This window comes from Psychrobacter sp. bablab_jr014, assembly GCF_016464015.1.
Taxonomy (GTDB): Bacteria; Pseudomonadota; Gammaproteobacteria; order Pseudomonadales; family Moraxellaceae; genus Psychrobacter.
This window is the reverse complement of sequence record NZ_JACDXT010000017.1, coordinates 1-17,402: the sequence shown is the minus strand read 5'-3', so window position 1 is coordinate 17,402 and position 17,402 is coordinate 1. Positions and strand designations below refer to the sequence as shown.

General features: G+C 49.3%; 15 protein-coding genes. 9 read left to right on the top strand and 6 right to left on the bottom strand.

Annotated features, from left to right (window positions below):
• Positions 1-165: 165 nt before the first annotated feature.
• The 5 genes from JIE71_RS04240 (at position 166) to JIE71_RS04220 (ending at position 7,334) form a co-directional block, all read left to right on the top strand.
• Positions 166-1,068, top strand: coding sequence for an HlyC/CorC family transporter (locus tag JIE71_RS04240; protein WP_199507488.1), 903 nt, complete (start codon positions 166-168; stop codon positions 1,066-1,068).
• 312 nt (positions 1,069-1,380) lie between these two features.
• The gene (lnt, locus tag JIE71_RS04235; RefSeq protein ID WP_199507487.1) at positions 1,381-2,955 is read left to right on the top strand and encodes an apolipoprotein N-acyltransferase; all 1,575 of its coding nucleotides are present in this window, start codon (positions 1,381-1,383) and stop codon (positions 2,953-2,955) included.
• A gap of 138 nt (positions 2,956-3,093) precedes the next feature.
• Positions 3,094-3,561 (top strand): hypothetical protein, encoded by a 468-nt coding sequence (locus tag JIE71_RS04230; RefSeq protein WP_199507486.1) that lies wholly within the window; start codon positions 3,094-3,096, stop codon positions 3,559-3,561.
• Positions 3,562-3,776: 215 nt separating this feature from the next.
• Complete coding sequence (locus JIE71_RS04225) at positions 3,777-5,333, top strand: peptide MFS transporter (protein WP_199507485.1); 1,557 nt, start codon at positions 3,777-3,779, stop codon at positions 5,331-5,333.
• A gap of 177 nt (positions 5,334-5,510) precedes the next feature.
• The gene (locus tag JIE71_RS04220) at positions 5,511-7,334 is read left to right on the top strand and encodes an aminopeptidase P family protein (protein ID WP_199507484.1); all 1,824 of its coding nucleotides are present in this window, start codon (positions 5,511-5,513) and stop codon (positions 7,332-7,334) included.
• Between the two features lie 47 nt (positions 7,335-7,381).
• On the opposite strand, the gene JIE71_RS04215 is transcribed toward JIE71_RS04220, so the two are convergent.
• From JIE71_RS04215 to JIE71_RS04205, 3 genes are all read right to left on the bottom strand, one after another.
• Complete coding sequence (locus JIE71_RS04215; protein ID WP_199507483.1) at positions 7,382-7,957, bottom strand: hypothetical protein; 576 nt, start codon at positions 7,955-7,957, stop codon at positions 7,382-7,384.
• Between the two features lie 119 nt (positions 7,958-8,076).
• Positions 8,077-9,339 carry a beta-ketoacyl-ACP synthase II gene (fabF, locus tag JIE71_RS04210; protein WP_416232006.1) on the bottom strand — a complete coding sequence of 421 codons (1,263 nt, stop codon included), beginning with the start codon at positions 9,337-9,339 and terminating at the stop codon, positions 8,077-8,079.
• A gap of 242 nt (positions 9,340-9,581) precedes the next feature.
• Positions 9,582-10,862: an anhydro-N-acetylmuramic acid kinase gene (locus JIE71_RS04205; RefSeq protein WP_199507481.1), complete on the bottom strand. Its 1,281-nt coding sequence runs from the start codon at positions 10,860-10,862 to the stop codon at positions 9,582-9,584.
• A 123-nt stretch (positions 10,863-10,985) separates the two neighbouring features.
• On the opposite strand from JIE71_RS04205, the gene tyrS reads away from it, so the two are divergent.
• Both tyrS and JIE71_RS04195 read left to right on the top strand, forming a co-directional pair.
• Positions 10,986-12,197 carry a tyrosine--tRNA ligase gene (tyrS, locus tag JIE71_RS04200; RefSeq protein WP_199507480.1) on the top strand — a complete coding sequence of 404 codons (1,212 nt, stop codon included), beginning with the start codon at positions 10,986-10,988 and terminating at the stop codon, positions 12,195-12,197.
• 30 nt (positions 12,198-12,227) lie between these two features.
• The gene (locus JIE71_RS04195) at positions 12,228-12,452 is read left to right on the top strand and encodes a DUF1653 domain-containing protein (RefSeq protein ID WP_199507479.1); all 225 of its coding nucleotides are present in this window, start codon (positions 12,228-12,230) and stop codon (positions 12,450-12,452) included.
• A gap of 95 nt (positions 12,453-12,547) precedes the next feature.
• Here JIE71_RS04195 and JIE71_RS04190 read toward each other — a convergent pair whose 3' ends face one another.
• Both JIE71_RS04190 and JIE71_RS04185 read right to left on the bottom strand, forming a co-directional pair.
• The gene (locus tag JIE71_RS04190) at positions 12,548-13,387 is read right to left on the bottom strand and encodes an alpha/beta fold hydrolase (RefSeq protein WP_199507478.1); all 840 of its coding nucleotides are present in this window, start codon (positions 13,385-13,387) and stop codon (positions 12,548-12,550) included.
• A 207-nt stretch (positions 13,388-13,594) separates the two neighbouring features.
• Positions 13,595-14,545, bottom strand: a complete 951-nt coding sequence (locus JIE71_RS04185) for an alpha/beta fold hydrolase (RefSeq protein ID WP_199507477.1) — start codon at positions 14,543-14,545, stop codon at positions 13,595-13,597.
• Positions 14,546-14,656: 111 nt separating this feature from the next.
• Between JIE71_RS04185 and JIE71_RS04180 the strand changes: the two genes are divergently transcribed.
• Complete coding sequence (locus JIE71_RS04180; protein ID WP_199507476.1) at positions 14,657-15,376, top strand: hypothetical protein; 720 nt, start codon at positions 14,657-14,659, stop codon at positions 15,374-15,376.
• A 130-nt stretch (positions 15,377-15,506) separates the two neighbouring features.
• Here JIE71_RS04180 and upp read toward each other — a convergent pair whose 3' ends face one another.
• Positions 15,507-16,142, bottom strand: a complete 636-nt coding sequence (upp, locus tag JIE71_RS04175) for a uracil phosphoribosyltransferase (protein WP_199507530.1) — start codon at positions 16,140-16,142, stop codon at positions 15,507-15,509.
• A gap of 86 nt (positions 16,143-16,228) precedes the next feature.
• On the opposite strand from upp, the gene JIE71_RS04170 reads away from it, so the two are divergent.
• Entirely contained in the window at positions 16,229-16,876 is a 648-nt protein-coding gene (locus JIE71_RS04170) for a DNA glycosylase (protein WP_199507475.1), read from the top strand.
• Positions 16,877-17,402 lie beyond the last annotated feature (526 nt).

The following is a 17,402-nucleotide window of genomic DNA, read 5'->3' as shown; positions in this document are numbered from 1 at the left end:
CGCGATTTTTAGTCGGTACGATAAGCCCCGTCATACGCGGTTTTATCATTAAAATCATCCCGCACATGCGCTTTATTTTTTGTATCGGCATCCCCATCTAAGCTGCTCCTTGCAGTAGTAAGCGATACTTTTTTTTACCAACCAACGAGGTTAATGCACATCACCATGTCTGATGACACGCCAAGCCCGAGTAGTTGGTCGATGCGCGGCTTAAAACGCTGGCTATCGACCGCCCCTGAAACCCGAGATGAATTGGTACGTCTGGTACACGATTCGCGCCAATTTTTAGAGCCCGACACCGTCGATATGCTCGAAGGTGTGCTGGATTTGCCCGCCACCCAAGTGCGCGAAATCATGACCCCGCGCCCGCAGGTCATTGGTCTGCACGAGAGCACCAGTGTGGACGATGTCATGGACATCATTTTGGAGGCGACCCATTCGCGCTATCCTGTGTTTGACAGCGAAGATGACGATGCGGTCATTGGGATTTTGCTGGCAAAAGATTTAATCCCCATTTTGGTGCACATGGTGCGCGAAGAAGAAGACAAAATCGACAGCAAGCGCTTGCGTGATTTGGTGCGTCAGCCCTTATATATCAGCGAGACCGCGCGCTCGGACACCTTGCTGCGCTCGCTACAAAGCACCCAAGTACACATGGCGATTGTGGTCGATGAGTTTGGCAACTTTGCAGGCGTGGTCACGATGGAAGACTTGTTAGAGGAGATTGTCGGCGACATCGTTGATGAGCATGACGACTTTGAAGAAGACAGCGATATGAACAATATCGTGGTGCACCCGACCAAGCCTGACACGTGGCAAGTCCAAGCCTCTACGGTGATTGAAGACTGTAACGATGAGCTGGGCAGTCATTTTGATGATACCGAAGTCGATACGATGGGCGGTCTGGTCATGCAAGCGCTGGGCTACGTCAGTGATTTAGAAGGTGAGAGCGTACAGATTGATGATTGGCAAATTACGGTGACCGATGTCGAAGGGCGCTTTATTCATACCCTTGAGCTGACCAAAACCTCGCCTGAAGTGCCCGTTGAGACCAGCACTTATGCTTAATCTTGGTTTTTGCTTTTCTTAATAACATCTCCCGTCTTTAATAAGTAATAAAAAACACGATACGCCATCGTGTTTTTTTGTGCGCGTCAATTTGCCCATTTTCTCCCCTTTTGTTGATACAGACTGGTATCATGTGACGCAGAAAAAAGAGCGCTCGCGACAGGTCATTTTGCCGTTTATAAACCCATGCTGGTCTGTTGTTTCATAACGGTTTATTGGCTTATTGTCTTTGCTAGCGCTCAAAATTGCAGGTTTTGGTTTTTGCTGACCAGTTTTTAGTTCCCCATTTTTAGTTATTTCGGGTCGTATGATATGCGCATGTCCACGGTTGATGTTTCTCGGCGTTTAAACGCCAAAAAGTCCAAAAGCATACCCCTTGGGGTCAGTGTGCTTATCGCGTGGCTGGCAGGCGCGATGTTTGTTTTGGCGCTCGCGCCGTATAAAATCTGGGCGCTCGCGGTGGTGTCACCTGCGATTTTGTATGCCTTGTTATTACCAGAGATGAGTGGCAAGCGCGCTTTTGTTATCGGTGAAGCATACGGTATGGGGCTGTGGTGCGTGGGTGCTTTTTGGTTGTATACCTCGATTCATACCTATGGCAACACCCCGATGTGGCTCGCGCTGATTTTGATTGCGCTTATGGGTTTGGGCATGGGGCTGTTTCATGGCTTTATGGCGCTTATTTTTCAGCGCGTGGTAGGCAAACAGCCGTTGTCGTTCGCTGCCCTTTGGGTGCTCCAAGAGTGGCTAAAAACGTGGTTGTTGACAGGCTTTCCGTGGTTGTTCGTTGGCTATGCCTTTACTGAGCAGCACTGGCTGTCCTCGCTTGCGCCTGTGTTTGGGGTGTTTGCTATCTCCTTTGTGGCGGTGTTGTTTGCAGGGGCGGTGGTTGAGATATTGCGCCGTCGTGCAGGGTATATGCTGGCGTCAATTATTGCTGTACTGGCGAGCAGCGCGCTGTGGCTGATGCAGCCGCAATGGACCAAGCCCAAAGGCACGCCTGATGTGTCAGTATCCTTAATTCAGGGCAACATCCCACAAGACTTAAAGTGGCTAACTGAATACCAAGTCGAGACGCTAAAGATTTATGCCAATCTGACGCGCACGGAATGGGGACAAGAGCTCATCGTTTGGCCTGAGTCGTCGATTCCGATGTTTCAGACCGAAGCCATGCCGTTTATTACTGAAATGGTCAAAGAGTCTAAGGCCACGGGCAGTACGTGGATTACAGGTATTCCTTATAAAGACGAAGCAGCCTTTGACCCAGAGACGCAGCCGTATCCACCTTTTTATAACAGTGTGATTGCGCTCGGTACCGATGCTAAAGGCTTGTATAAGAAACAGCGCCTTGTGCCTTTTGGCGAGTATATTCCGTTTCAAGGGATGCTCGATATTTTGCCTGATTTGGCGGGCAGCAAGGACATCATGAGCTACAGTCGTGGCAGCGATCATCAAGCGCCGCTCGAAGTGCGCGGGCACAAACTGGGCGCGGCGATTTGCTACGAGGTGGCCTATCCTGACACCACGCGCAAAAACGCGATTGGCACGGACTTTTTATTGACCATTTCTAACGATGCGTGGTTCGGCACTTCAGCAGGGCCGCTACAGCATTTACAGATGGTGCAGATGCGCGCGCTAGAAAATGGTCGCTGGTTTATACGCGCTACCAACACAGGCGTGACCGCGATTATCGACCACGAAGGCAATATCGTGAAGCGTGCGCCGCAGTTTGAGCGTACGGTATTACGCGGTGAGGTACAGGCGCGCACAGGCAGCACACCCTTTATGAAGATGGGCAATTACCCTATTTTGGCGCTTATCTTAGTGCTATTATTGCTTAGCTATTTGGGTCGCCGTGCACGTATGCGGGCAAGTGTCGGCAGATAATATCAAAACGGATCGCTCAGACATATCACTTTTTAGCAGAATAATTCCTTTAAATGGTTAAGGGTTTTAACATATTGGTATAAATTGCGATATAATGGGCAAATATTTTAAATATTTTTTGTGCAAGGTGAATTGGATATGTCAGAGGATATCAGCAACAACAAGCCTATGAAAGAGTTGGTTTTTACATTGGGCGGCATTGTTCTATTTTTGGCGATAGTATTGCTTATTGGCGTGTCAGGATATCTGCGTCCAGCGGGCGAGCGCATTGAGCCAGCACCCGCTGCTGCTGAAAATGCAGAAGCCACAGCTGATACCGCGACTGCAAGTACCGAAGCGGCATCTGACGCTGACACCACTACTGAGGCGAGCGAAGCAGACGCCGAAGCAACTGTTGGCGCAGGTGAAACGCCCGCTGCGGATGGTACGGTTGCTGCTGATGCGACCGCCACACCGCCTTCTGATTCGGGCGATGCAGTTGTGAGCGCAACGGCAGGTACGGCAACGGCAGAAGGTACCGTACGTCAAGCAGCGACGGCCGACGCTGATCTCACCGCGGAGCAAGCGGACGCGGATACTGACGGTCAAACCCCAGCGGCACAGTAAGCGCGTTATTATTTATTGACTGAGCGTATACGCTATAAACCCCACTGCTATATTGGCATGTGGGGTTTTTTTGTTACAAAGGTTTGCCCTTAATAGTCATTCTCTATGCCTTTACTTCCTGTTTTAGCAATGAAACAATGTTGAGCATAGATGACTATTGGTCGCAATGAAGCGCCTTTAGTCATTATTTTTTTGCAATATGAAGGAAGAGTACGATGAACAAGGACGCTCAAACACCTTTGAGTACCGCTGAAGTGGCGGCGCTTGATAATAATTTTATGGGTCATCCAAAACCACTGCGTTCGTTATTTTTTACAGAGATGTGGGAACGGTTTTCTTACTATAGCATTCGACCGCTATTGGTCTTGTTTATGGTAGCTGCGGTGGGTAGCGGTGGCTTTGGCTTTGATGAAACCACGGCGTCTGCCATATATGGTATTTTTGCAGGGTCGCTCTATTTAGCAGCGGTACCTGGGGGGTGGCTGGCAGACAACTGGTTGGGACAAGAACGCGCGCTGTGGTGGGGCAGTATCGTCATTGCGCTCGGTCATTTAAGCATTGCGCTATCAGCCGTGTTTGGCATGAGCCTGTTTTTTGTCGGTTTGATGTTTATTGTTGTAGGTTCAGGACTGTTTAAAACCTGTATTTCAGTGATGGTCGGTGCGCTTTATACTAAAGGTGACAGCCGCCGTGACGCTGGTTTTACCTTGTTTTATATGGGTATTAACATTGGGGCGCTACTCGCTGCGCTTATTGTTGGCGTGTTTAAAGAAAAAGCCATGTGGCATGTTGGTTTTGGTGTCGGCGGTATAGGCATGCTGATTTCGCTGCTGGTGTATCGATTTGCCGCACGAAAAAACTTACAACGTTACGCACGTGCCAAAAATATTGGCGCAGAATGGGAGCGCTCTAATGAGGGCTACCGTCATGTTGGACGCTGGGTTACAGGCATTGTGATTGCGGTTGCACTGATGGCGCTTGCTATTGGTTTTGAGATATTGCCGTTCAATGCAGTCTTGGTCGCTGAGTATATGACGTATACGATTGCTGCGGTCGTGATACTGTATTTCTTGGTCATGTTTGTCTCACCGCGCTTGGATGCCGCGGACAAAAAACGCTTGCTCGTTTGCTTTTTATTAATCATTGGCTCAGTACTGTTTTGGTCAAGCTTTGAGCAGCAGCCCACCTCGTTTAACTTATTTGCTGATAATTATACCGACCTTGATGTGATGGGTTTTAGTATTCCAAGCATTTGGTTTCAGTCATTAAACCCGCTTTTTATTTTATTGCTCGCGCCGATAGTCAGTATTATTTGGGTTAAATTGGCAGACCGAAACCTTGAGCCAAACAGTATGGTCAAATTTGCTATCGGGATGTTGCTCGCAGCCGCAGGCTTTGGCTTGATGATTATGGCGTCAAAAAGTATTTTGGTCACCCCAGGCGCGCTGGCTTCCCCATTATGGCTGGTAGGTAGCTTATTTTTATTGACACTCGGTGAGCTTTCACTCAGTCCAGTCGGTCTGTCTGCGATGACCAAACTTGCACCAACAGGTATGCAAGGTCAGATGATGGGGCTGTTTTTTGCCTCCATCGCGCTTGGTAACTTAGTCGCAGCGTTCTTTGGCGGTCATGTGTCCGCAGACAAGATTGAAGGGCTGCCCAGTCTGTTTACCACCATGATGATCTTTTTGATTGTGACTGCGGTGATTTTATTGTTACTGTCAAAACCGATTAATAATATGCTGAACAAGAACACAGATACCGCACTCTAGCCAAACGCATTATTGCTATAAAGTCACAGCTACAAGGACACTGGTTGTCATTTTTGGCAGCATGTTACTATAGGATGTATTAAGCGACTGTGCTAAGCCGTCTGCTGAGCTTAGTGGCTCACAGACGGTTATTTACTGTTATTTTAAAATAGGGACATACCCTAAAAAAGAGGTCTTATGACAATATCAAAAACAACAATACAGCAGCGCCTAAAAACCGTACGCGCTGAAATGGCCGCGCAGGATGTGACCGCACTTATTGTGCCTACTGCTGACCCACATTTATCTGAATATCTACCAGAATATTGGCAAGCGCGTGAATGGCTCACAGGCTTTACAGGCTCGGTCGGAACTTTGGTCGTGACCGCTGACTTTGCGGGACTGTGGACAGACAGTCGCTATTGGGTGCAGGCCGCCGATGAGCTGGCTGAAACAGGCATTCATTTACAAAAGCTTGCACCATCCGAGCCTACGCATGTCGATTGGTTGGTGACACATTTGTCTGCGGGCGATAATGTGGCGGTAGATGGGCAGGTATTGTCGATTACTGAGCAAGACCGCTTGTTAGAAGCGCTTGATGCCAAAGACATTACGCTTATCACAGAGCGCGATTTGCTTAGCAGCGTGTGGCTGGAGCGTCCGTCGTTGCCAACGGCGGCGCTGTATCCACATGACGGTCAGTTTGTGGCCCAGTCCTCAGCAGACAAGCTCACTGCGGTACGGGCACAAATGATAGAGGCGGGTGCAACGCATCATCTGTTGTCTAGCCTTGATGATATTGCATGGCTCACCAACCTACGCGGTGCCGATGTGGATTACAACCCTGTTTTCTTAGCGCATGTGCTCATCAGTAGTGATAGCGCGGTACTGTTTGTTGATCAAAACAAGGTCAGTGACGAGATTGCGACCACGTTGGCAGAAAGTGGTATCACGCTGGCAGACTATGCAGAGGTGCAAGCAGCACTTGGTCAGTTAAGCGCTGATGACATTTTATTGTTAGACCCCAACAAAGTCGCTGTCGGAACACTGGCGCACGTGGTTGATGATTTGGGCTTTATTGAACAAATCGCGCCCAGCACGTATTTAAAATCGATTAAATCGCCCAGCGAGATTGCGCATATTCGTGAGGCGATGCGCCAAGATGGCGCGGCATTGTGTGCGTTTTTCGCTGAGCTAGAAGCTAAGCTGGATGCTGGCGAGCAAGTAACCGAGCTGGACGTGGATGCCATGCTGATTGAGGTACGTAGCCAGCAGCCGCATTATGTATCACCCAGTTTTCCGACCATTGCAGGCTTTGCTGCTAATGGTGCATTGCCGCATTACCGTGCGACTGAGGCGGCCTTTAGCACGTTTTCTGCGACAGAAGAGAAAGGCAATTTATTGCTGATTGATTCAGGCGCACAGTATCAAAACGGTACGACCGATATCACGCGCGTGGTGGGTATTGGCAACGTCAGTGCCGAGCAGCGCCGCGACTTTACGTATGTATTAAAGGCGCATATTGCTTTGGCAGTTGCTCATTTTCCTGAGGGCATCTCTTCGCCATTGATTGACGCCATATGCCGTGCGCCCTTGTGGCAAGCGCAAATGGACTACGGTCATGGTACAGGGCATGGTGTGGGCTATTTCTTAAACGTGCACGAAGGGCCGCAAGTCATCTCATACAGTGGACAGCCGACCAAAGCGCGTGCGATGCGTGCAGGGATGTTTACTAGCAACGAGCCTGGACTGTATCGTGAAGGCAAGTGGGGCATCCGTATCGAAAACTTGGTCATCTGTCATGCTGTTGAGACACCAAATGAGACGGAATTTGGTCAATTCTTGCATTTTGAGACCGTGACGTATTGCCCGATTGATACACGTCTCATGGATAAGTCGCTATTGACCACGCAAGAACTTGACTGGGTAAATAGCTATCACCGTATGGTCTATGATGCGCTGCACACTCGTGTTTCAGGCGATGCCCTAACTTGGTTACGCGAGCGCACCCAGCCTATCTAATACGCTCGCTGATACTTTTTAATATAAGAGGTTTTTAAGATAGACCGTTATGAGTTTTTGGGCGAGAGGTTACTTAACTGACGCCCAATCTCATCGCGCAGCCATGATTTTAAATCCTCAGAGATTTGCGCCATTTGATCGCTTAAATAATCATCAATATGCGTGCCCAGCTCTTGTACCAACGCATCGGCAAAGGCGGTATTGATGGGTGCGCTATTATCAACTGTAGACGCCGTATCTGTGCGCTCAGTGGTTGCCGCATCAGTGCGCGTTTCGGTTGGGAGACCCTCAGTCGGCTCGGTAGCTTCAGGCGAAACAGGTGCGCTTACGGTTTGCGCTGGCGGTGTGGTTTGTGCCGCTTGTTTTGCTGGATTGATTTGTGTTTGCTGTGCTTTTGCCAACTCGGCGTAATGCTCGGCATATAGACTGTCAATATGAGCATCTAAATCAGGCTGAGTAAAACGAAACTCCGCTAAAGCAGTATTGGGATGCAGCAGGTCGATAATGTCGGACAGCTCGTCAACGATGGCCTCGCGCACACTGGTTGGGGTATGCGTCCAGTGCCGATAAAACTGATGCGAAAAAGAATAGCCTGGCATGATGTTATCCATTATTTTATCCATAAAAGTACCCCTTATCATACGAAGTACGATAAGGGGCTGCAAGGGGACAAACGTAGCGAATGTGAGACCAAAGAGCGCAGCGTGATGAATAGCAATGCGCGCTTAATGGTCGTTAAGGCTTACGTCCAACGTGAAAAGATTAGCGTACCATTGGTACCACCAAAACCAAAGCTGTTTGACACCGCATAATTCAAATTGTTGACCTGACGCGACTGATGCGCCACATAGTCTAGATTGCAGTTGTCTTCGATATTGTCGAGGTTAATGGTTGGAGGTACGTGCTGATTCTGTAGCGCCATAACGGTAAAGATGGCTTCGATACCGCCCGCTGCGCCCAGCAAGTGACCCGTCATAGATTTGGTCGAGCTGACCAAAATACTGTCTTTTACTGGCGCAAAAACACTTTCAATCGCTAGCGACTCGGCAACATCACCCGCAGGCGTGCTGGTACCGTGCGCATTGACATAGCCGACTTGTTCAGGACTGATACCTGCGTCATGTAGCGCATTTTTCATAGCTCGTGCTGCGCCGCGTCCGTCTTCTGGTGGCGCGGTAATGTGGCTGGCATCATCACTCATACCAAAACCTGCAACCTCTGCCAAAATGGTGGCGCCGCGTGCTTTTGCATGGGCAAGGCTTTCAAGCACCACCACACCTGCACCATCACCCAATACAAAACCATCACGGTCTTTATCAAATGGGCGTGATGCTTTGGTCGGCTCATCATTACGTGTTGATAGCGCGTGCATCGCGGCAAAGCCTGCCATACCAAGCGGGCTTGAGCCTTTTTCGCTACCGCCTGCGACCATCACATCGGCATCGCCGTACGCAATCAGACGCGCTGCCAAACCGATGGCGTGTGTTGCGGTAGTACAGGCGGTGGCGGTAGCAAGGTTAGGGCCTTTTAGATTGTGCTTAATCGCAACCAGACCTGCTGCCATATTGACGATAGAGCCTGGGATGATAAATGGCGAGACTCTTTTAGCGCCTTTATCAGTCAATGTCGCGCAGCTGTCTTCGATGGTCTGAATGCCGCCAATACCCGAACCCAAAATCACCCCAAAGCGTTCAGGATCCGCGTTTTGAATGGGTGTGCTGTCGGCGGTAACAGCATCAATAAAGCCTGCTTGCTCCAGCGCCATACCAGTCGCAGCCATACCATAATGCATAAATTCATCATAGCGGCGGGTGTCTTTGGCATTCATATATAGCTTGGCGTCAAAGCCTTTGACCGTACCAGCAATACGCGCACGAAAATCTTCAGTATCAAAGTGGCTAATCTCTGAAATGCCACTTTCACCGTTTAACAAGCGTGTCCATGTACTCTCAACATCCAAGCCAAGTGGCGTAATGGCGCCCATGCCTGTGACCACCACGCGCATCTCGTCGGGACGCTGATGGTGCGGTGTCTTAGCACGCGGCGCACTGCTCGTGCTGGCTTGAGGCGTAGAGGGACTGCTTTGCTGGCTCATTGGATAGGTCCTTTATTAACGTCGTAAAGGTGTATGGACGAATGGTGAACGATTGCTAGGTTATTTATAGCGTTATCTCATCATTATAGCAACCACATTATAAAACACATAAGTGCACGTCTGTAAACTTAAATGCTTATCACAACCAGTCATCAAAAACACACTTGCCCAAGCACCACTTTTTTATCCGCGCCTGTGACCGCTGGCAGGTTGCCCGTCTCGCTCATTAATGTTTGTCGTGCCAGCCACGCAAAGGCAGCGGCCTCGACCCACAAAGGGTCAAGCCCCAAATCTTGAGTCGTGCTGATCGTCCATTCGGGCAGATGCGCGCGCAAACGGCCTAATAAATGGGTATTTAACGCGCCGCCCCCACAAACGTACACCTGTGCCGCGTGCGCATTATTAAAGCGCGCAATCTGGTCAGCCGCAGCGATGGCGCTCAGTTCCGCCAAGGTCGCTTGCACATCAGCAGGCGTATAGTCCGAGGCATCGGTGCTATCAGCAAACTGTTCTAAGGATTCATTCAGCCAAGCCAAATGAAAATCCTCGCGCCCCGTACTCTTTGGGTAGTCTTTGGCAAAAAATGGGTGCGTTAGTAGCTGCTTTAATAATGGGGCAATCACTTGCCCTGAAGCTGCCCATTGCCCATCGGCATCGAAGCTTTGCTGCAGATGGCGCATCGTCCATGCATCCAGCAACAAATTAGCAGGCCCTGTATCGTAACCGACCACCGTTTGCGCATTATTTAGCGCAGGCAATACGGTAATATTGGCAATGCCGCCCAAGTTCAGCAGCACCCGCGCCTCGGTTGCGTGCGAAAACAACGCCGCATGAAAGGCAGGCACAAGGGGCGCACCTTGACCACCGACTGCCATATCCCGACGACGAAAATCATGCACCACGCTGATGCCTGTACGCTCGGCGATGATATTGGCATCCACAAGTTGTAAGCTAAAACCCCACTCAGGGCGATGGCGTATCGTCTGTCCATGACAGCCAATCGCAAGCACGTCATCAGCTGACGTATCCGCCTGCTGCAACAGACTATTGACCACGCTACTGGCAAACTCGCCATAAGCGCGACTTGCCCAGCCGAACCAGTCGATTTCGTTATTGGGCTCATCGGCGGTAGGATTGAGCGTCTGTACGCCATTGGGCTGACACAAGGCAAGTAGCACCTCGCGCAGACGCGGCGGAAATGCTTGGCTGTAGGTGGCGACAATGTGTAATGGCGCACGAATATCATCGGTAAATCGGCACAATACCGCATCCAGCCCATCCAAACTTGTGCCCGACATCATGCCGATATACAAACCGTCGTCAAAATGCTCAAAGAACATCTCGGCGTCGTGGTCAGTCAGTTGCGACGTTTCAAGCTCACTATTTAAGTCAGCGTGAGTATTGTGATTGAGGTCGAAGGCGGGCTTACTCATGGCAATTTACCTTAAAAAACGCTAGTATATCTGGCAAATTCTAACACTTTTTTGCCCGCCTTCGATGGTCTATCCCGCCATCAGGCCCTTATCATTAAGCAATAATCATAAGTTGAGATCCCTATGACTGAGCACGCACTGACTTTAGATGAACAACTGGCGCTGATTGAGCGTGGTACGCAAGAGATTTTGTCACGAGAAGACTTGATTGCTAAACTCAAGCAAAACCGCCCGCTACGCATCAAAGCAGGCTTTGACCCCACCGCCCCAGATTTGCATTTGGGTCACACGGTGCTTATTAACAAGCTCAAGCATTTTCAAGATTTGGGGCACGAGATTTATTTCTTGATTGGTGATTACACTGCAAAAATCGGTGACCCTTCTGGAAAGAACACCACCCGCCCGCCACTTAATGATGAGCAAATCCGCGAAAACGCGCGCACCTACGCCGAGCAGGTCTTTAAAATCTTGGACAAAGAAAAGACCAAAGTGGTGTTTAACTCCGCGTGGTTTAATGACATGTCCGCAGGCGACATGATTGCCCTTGCCAGTCAACAGACCGTCTCGCGTATGCTTGAGCGCGATGACTTCTCTAAGCGCTACGCGTCGCAAACGCCAATCTCTATCCACGAGTTTTTGTACCCACTGGTGCAGGGCTATGACTCGGTCGCGTTAGAAGCGGACGTGGAGCTTGGTGGTACCGATCAAACTTTTAACTTATTGATGGGACGCACATTGCAAGGGCGCTACGGTCAAGAAGCGCAAGTCTGTATCACCGTGCCGATTTTGGAAGGGTTGGACGGCGTTAATAAAATGTCTAAGTCGCTTGGCAACTATGTCGCCATTTATGATGCGCCAGGCACCATGTACCAAAAAATCCTATCGATGCCTGACACCCTGATTCGCCGTTACTTTGAGTTCTTAAGCTTTAAGCCGATGGATGATGTCGAAGCGCTTATGGCAGAGATGGAAGCAGGGCGCAACCCACAAGAAATTAAACGCATCTTGGCAGAAGAGTTGATTGAGCGTTTCCATGACGCAGACGCGGCGGCGAACGCGCACAAATCAGCGGGCAATGTCTTAGCTGATGGTGAGCTGCCTGTGGATTTGCCAGAAGTCACGCTTGAGCTTGACGGCCAAGACGCCTTGTTTATCGCGCAAATCTTGAACCAAGCCGAGCTTGCCAAAAATGGCGCGGCAGCAAAAGACATGGTCAAGCGCGGCGCGGTCAAGGTTGATGGCGAAGTGGTCAATGCAGGCTTTAGCCTGACTTCAGGTCAGACCGTCGTCATTCAAGCGGGCAAAAAAGCGTATGCAAGAGTGACGGTTGCATAATCCTTTTCATTAACAAAAAAGAAGACAATCATGACCAACGTCCCTCAAGGCATCTACCGCCATTACAAAGGCAGTCTGTACCAAGTACTGCATACCGCGCAGCATTCAGAAACCGCAGAGGCGCTGGTCATCTATCGTTGTCTGTACGGTGACTACAGCGTGTGGGCGCGTCCGCTCACCATGTTTACCGAATCGGTGACCGTTGATGGTGAGACCCAGCCGCGCTTTGCTTTGGTGCAAGCGCTATCTGACTAAAATCTCAATTCAAAATAATTGATAGTCAAAAACACCGTACAAAAAAAGCGACCACCACGGTCGCTTTTTTTATACTTCACTTCAAGTTTATCCTTTTATTGCCCGTTTAAAAAGGCAATCAACGCGCGGTTAAACTCATCAGCATGCGTGCCATTGATACCGTGCGGACCGCCTGCAACCACATGCAACGTGCTGTCCGCAATCATCTCGTGCGAGCGCTGACCGCTGGCTTCAAAGGGCACAACTTGATCCGAATCACCATGAATCACTAAGGTCGGTATATCAAAGGCTTTTAAATCTTCACGGAAATCATCGTAACTGAATGACTTGACGCAATCGTAGGTCGCTTTTGGTGAGGCAAGTGCCGCGATATCGCGATGGTACAGACGCATAGGCTTGCTCACGAGCAGCTTGCCGCCTGCTGGGGTAAAGAAATTCTTAGTAAAATCATTTAAAAAGGCAATACGGTCATCACGCACGCCATTCAAAAACTCTTGAATATCCGCTTCTTCCAGACCACCATCTGGGTTGTCATCCGCTTTAAACAGATACGGCGGTACGGCAGAGGCAAGCACTGCTTTGCTTACGCGCTCCGAGCCATAGTTGCCAATATAGCGTGCCACTTCGCCGCCACCCATCGAAAAGCCCACGATGGTCGCATCTTGCACATCCAAGGCTTCCATCAATGCTTTTAAGTCATCAGCCAGTGTGTCGTAGTCGTAGCCTTCCCACGGTTTTGACGATTGACCAAAGCCGCGGCGGTCATAGGTAATTACTTGATAGCCTGCATCGACGAGGGCAGGCACTTGCGCTTCCCACGCTCGCCCGCTGAGCGGCCAGCCATGAATCAAGATGACAGGCTTACCTGTACCTTGGATTTCGTAATAAATATCGATGTCATTGTTATTTTCTTGTCCCACGGTCACGTAAGGCATTGTTATTATCCTTGTATTGTTTTAAATAAATGTTTTTTAAAGTTTTATTGGTTTGGAGATACTATTAAATCGTAAATCTGTATCAGTATAAAAAACGGCGCATCTGCTTGTGGTACAAGGTTGTACAGCCCACGTATCCAGCGTGACTTTTTATACGCCCTTTGTAAGTTTTTATTGAAAAATCATTAGGTTAATAGAGCTTTTGGCTTAGTTTTGGGCCAGAAACGCTTTGAGACTTTGATAAAAGGCAATCGGCGCATCCATCGGAATGGCGTGCCCTGCGTTTGATAAGGTTTTAATGTCTACCTGTGGTAGTAGCGCAGCAAGGTTACGTTGTTCATTGGCAGGGTAGAGCTTTGAGCGCGCGCCAATCAGCCATGTCACAGGAATATCAACTGTCGGTAGCACTGTGCGATAGTCGTAGGGCAGGGTGGTATAAGCGTGCAAGGCGCGGATTTTGTGTTGCCATGTCGGATGTTTATAAAACGCCCGTCGATAGCTGGGGCGCATACTAGATAACTGCGTCACCCCAAAAGCGGCACGGCTGCCCACCGACAATAACGAAAAGTCGCGCTCAGTATCCAAAAGTGCTTTTTTAACGCCATCAGGCACATGGCGAAAGTCAGATAACGCCATATACGGTTGGCTTGCGGCAATCAGTTTCCGAAAGCGGTCAAACATCTGTGCTTGTGCATCGCCAAACACCCCGCCTTTAGCATCAGGCTGATGATGAATCATCGGCGCTTGGTCAATGTTTAAAAACCGACTGATCTTATCGGTGCCAAAGCGCCCAAAATACGCCCACATTACCAGCGCCCCCATAGAAATCCCCGCCACAGGCACGCGCTCGGTTTGCGTCGTCGCGGTGATATAATTTAGAACAGCGTGGGTATCGGTGGCATATTGCTCAATAAAATCAAATTGCGGTAAGCTGACATCGGCTGCCATACCAAACCCGCGATAATGCGGTAAATAAAAGCGATAGCGCGACAGTAAGGGCACAGTAAACGGGATGAACTGCCGCGCATCCATTCCAAAGGCATGTAGCAACAACACAGGCTTGCCCGTGCCGATGACCGACATAGGCAGGCGCGTACCATCATCAGCGTGTATATAGTCACACGTCAGCCGATAGCGTGCCTTGATATCCTTATACATAAACGCTCCTTATATCCAAAAACCACACCTGCTATAGTGAGGGCACATTCTTTTTTATGACCTATTTTTTGCGCCTGTCTTTTGCGACAGCTACCAGCCACCGAGGTGACGATGAGTCAAGAGCCGCTTGCATTATTAGACGCCAGCTTTTACCCGCAGTGTTGGGGTGAGGACTGCGCGACCGATGCTTTGGCATTGTTGCATGCCTTGCTGCAAGGGGACGTCAGTGCCAGCGCCGAAGATATTGCCACAAGATTATTAGAAGACAGCGCCTACCGTGAGTGGATTTACTTTAGCGTGTTTGGACGCTACTTGCAGCGCAGCTTTGACGCATTTTATCGGCAAAGTGAAGACAGCTTTAATAGCGAGATGCCCGATTTATTCCGCGCCGAGCTGATGCGTCACGCGCGTCCGTTAGCGATGCAGCAGCAGCTTTTTATGGCAGGCGCGTTGCCCGAGCAGACACGCAGCGAAAAACTACTGACCGTCACCGTCAATCCTGCGACCGCCATCCGCCGCGCACAAATGAGTGTCCAGCCTGTGATTAACCATATCACCATTACGGGCAAAAATGTGGCGGCGTTTCCGATTCGACACAATCGGCGCACCTCTGAGCGCATCCGTAACGAAGTGCTGATTTTGGACTTTCACAGTCTGCGTTTGGTCAGTGAGGACATGATGACCCAAGCGCCAGTGACTGTTGGCAATAAGCCAGCAAGCGCAGGTTTTTGGCAACGCTGGCTAACGCCAAAATCAAAATTCGATGAGCCAAAAACAAGCAGTAGCGCGCCGCCATTAAACTACTGCATCCGCCATTACGAATTGCGTTAAATGAAGACGCTTATAAGTGCATCATTAAAAATAGCAGTTTGGGAAAGTTAAAGACAAAAAAATACCCAGCACATTCGGCACTGGGTATTTTTCAATATTAACGGCTTAAATATTGGTAAAGCGAACGTCTTTAGCGTGACGCGTAGCTACCAAAGATTTTATCGCCCGCATCGCCAAGACCAGGGATAATATAGCCTTGCTCATCCAAATGACTATCAAGCGCTGCGGTGAAAATCTGCACATCAGGATGCGCGTCATTGACCAAGCGCACACCTTCAGGCGCGGCGACCAAAACCAAAGCCTTAATGTTTTTACAGCCGTGCTTTTTAAGCATATCAATGGTCGCCACCATCGAACCGCCCGTGGCCAGCATTGGGTCAACGATAAGGGCAGGGCGCTTGTCCATGTGGTTCACGAACTTTTCAAAAAACGGTACAGGCTGCAAGGTCTCTTCATCACGCTGCAAGCCAACGACTGAAATCTTCGCGGTCGGTATCAAATCGAGCACACCATCAAGCATACCCAAACCTGCACGCAAAATCGGCACGACTGTCACTGTTTTGCCCATGATTTGCTCGCCTTCAATCTCGCCGCACCAACCCTGCATCGGGAAAGTCTCAATACCAAAATCACGGCTCGCCTCGTACGCCATTAAGCGCGCAAGTTCTTTGGTGAGCGTACGAAATTTATACGTACTGGTGTCTTTTTCACGCATTAAGCTTAGCTTGTGGCGCACCAAAGGATGGTCGATAACCGTGATGTTCAAATCCGTCATAAGCGGGTCTCTTTCAAATAGCTGGATAATTTGCGTGTGCTATTATAACAAAAAACCAACTTTCTGATGGATTAATCATGACTGACTCGCCATTTGATACGCACACCGCCACTGAATCAGACACGCGCTCGATTGAAGACCACCCATTTGCGCCCGTCTTGCCGCCTGATGCCGACATCATGATGATGGGCACATTTCCGCCCACCGAAGACAAATGGGCAATGCCGTTTCATTATCCTAACTTCTATAATGACATGTGGCGCATCTACGGCGCGGTGTTCTTTGATGACCCCGACCACTTTCGTATTGGTAAAGAAAAGCGCTTTGACCATCAGCAAATACGTGACTTTTTCTTTGAGCGCCGCATCGCTTCTTGCCCCACGGTCAAACAAGCCATTCGTGAGACAGGCAATGCTTCTGATAAAAACCTCACCGTCGTCACCTCTGTCAACCTAACCGAAGTGCTCCAGCAAGTACCGCAAGTCAAAACGCTCTTTACCACAGGCGGCAAAGCGACCGAAGTCTTGTGCTCCTTACTCGACCCTGTGCCCCCAAAGTCAAAGCAGCCCAAGACCAATCAATCGGTCAGCTATCCGTACCCGCACCCACAAGGATATGAGCTTGAGCTGTACCGTCTGCCATCCACCTCGCGTGCATACCCGCTGGCACTCGATAAAAAAGTCGCGGCTTACCGAGCGTTCTTTGAAAAGATGGGCAAGCTTTAATAAGTATAGTCAATCAAATATAGAATGAATGTAGTGATAGGCGTAAATTTTGCGAAGCCTGTGGAACGCATAGCGCACAGCAAGCGAGTAAAATTTATGTCAGTAGTACATCATCATGTTGTGCTACTTTTATTTATGACTCACCATAGAGTAGAGAGCGTTAGAGGCAAAGCATATAATAATAAATATAAGCGCTACAAAATCAACGCCTTACTTACCATTACGATGTGCGCATCAAAAAAAAGATAAAATAATTTCAACAAAGAGTTGACACTCAGTCAAAACTCTCTATAATACGCCCCACTGACGAGGCAAAGCGGCTGTTAAAGAGCTGGTTTGCGAAGTTAGTAAAAAAAGAGTTTGACAGTTTGTGATTTTATGATAGACTAGTCGGCTCACCCATACGGCGAAGCGTATTAGCTTAGTTATAATGGGTAATAAATATTTACTGGACGACAGTGATATTACTTTTTAAAAGCATACTAAAGAACAACTTGTGTGGATTTTTGCTGACACAGAATGTTAG

Coding starts and splice junctions, on each gene's coding strand:
- JIE71_RS04240 (WP_199507488.1), top strand. CDS start 166: ATGTCTGATGACACGCCAAGCCCGAGTAGTTGGTCGATGCGCGGCTTA.
- lnt (WP_199507487.1), top strand. CDS start 1,381: ATGCGCATGTCCACGGTTGATGTTTCTCGGCGTTTAAACGCCAAAAAG.
- JIE71_RS04230 (WP_199507486.1), top strand. CDS start 3,094: ATGTCAGAGGATATCAGCAACAACAAGCCTATGAAAGAGTTGGTTTTT.
- JIE71_RS04225 (WP_199507485.1), top strand. CDS start 3,777: ATGAACAAGGACGCTCAAACACCTTTGAGTACCGCTGAAGTGGCGGCG.
- JIE71_RS04220 (WP_199507484.1), top strand. CDS start 5,511: ATGACAATATCAAAAACAACAATACAGCAGCGCCTAAAAACCGTACGC.
- JIE71_RS04215 (WP_199507483.1), bottom strand. CDS start 7,957: ATGGATAAAATAATGGATAACATCATGCCAGGCTATTCTTTTTCGCAT.
- fabF (WP_416232006.1), bottom strand. CDS start 9,339: ATGCGCGTGGTGGTCACAGGCATGGGCGCCATTACGCCACTTGGCTTG.
- JIE71_RS04205 (WP_199507481.1), bottom strand. CDS start 10,862: ATGAGTAAGCCCGCCTTCGACCTCAATCACAATACTCACGCTGACTTA.
- tyrS (WP_199507480.1), top strand. CDS start 10,986: ATGACTGAGCACGCACTGACTTTAGATGAACAACTGGCGCTGATTGAG.
- JIE71_RS04195 (WP_199507479.1), top strand. CDS start 12,228: ATGACCAACGTCCCTCAAGGCATCTACCGCCATTACAAAGGCAGTCTG.
- JIE71_RS04190 (WP_199507478.1), bottom strand. CDS start 13,387: ATGCCTTACGTGACCGTGGGACAAGAAAATAACAATGACATCGATATT.
- JIE71_RS04185 (WP_199507477.1), bottom strand. CDS start 14,545: ATGTATAAGGATATCAAGGCACGCTATCGGCTGACGTGTGACTATATA.
- JIE71_RS04180 (WP_199507476.1), top strand. CDS start 14,657: ATGAGTCAAGAGCCGCTTGCATTATTAGACGCCAGCTTTTACCCGCAG.
- JIE71_RS04170 (WP_199507475.1), top strand. CDS start 16,229: ATGACTGACTCGCCATTTGATACGCACACCGCCACTGAATCAGACACG.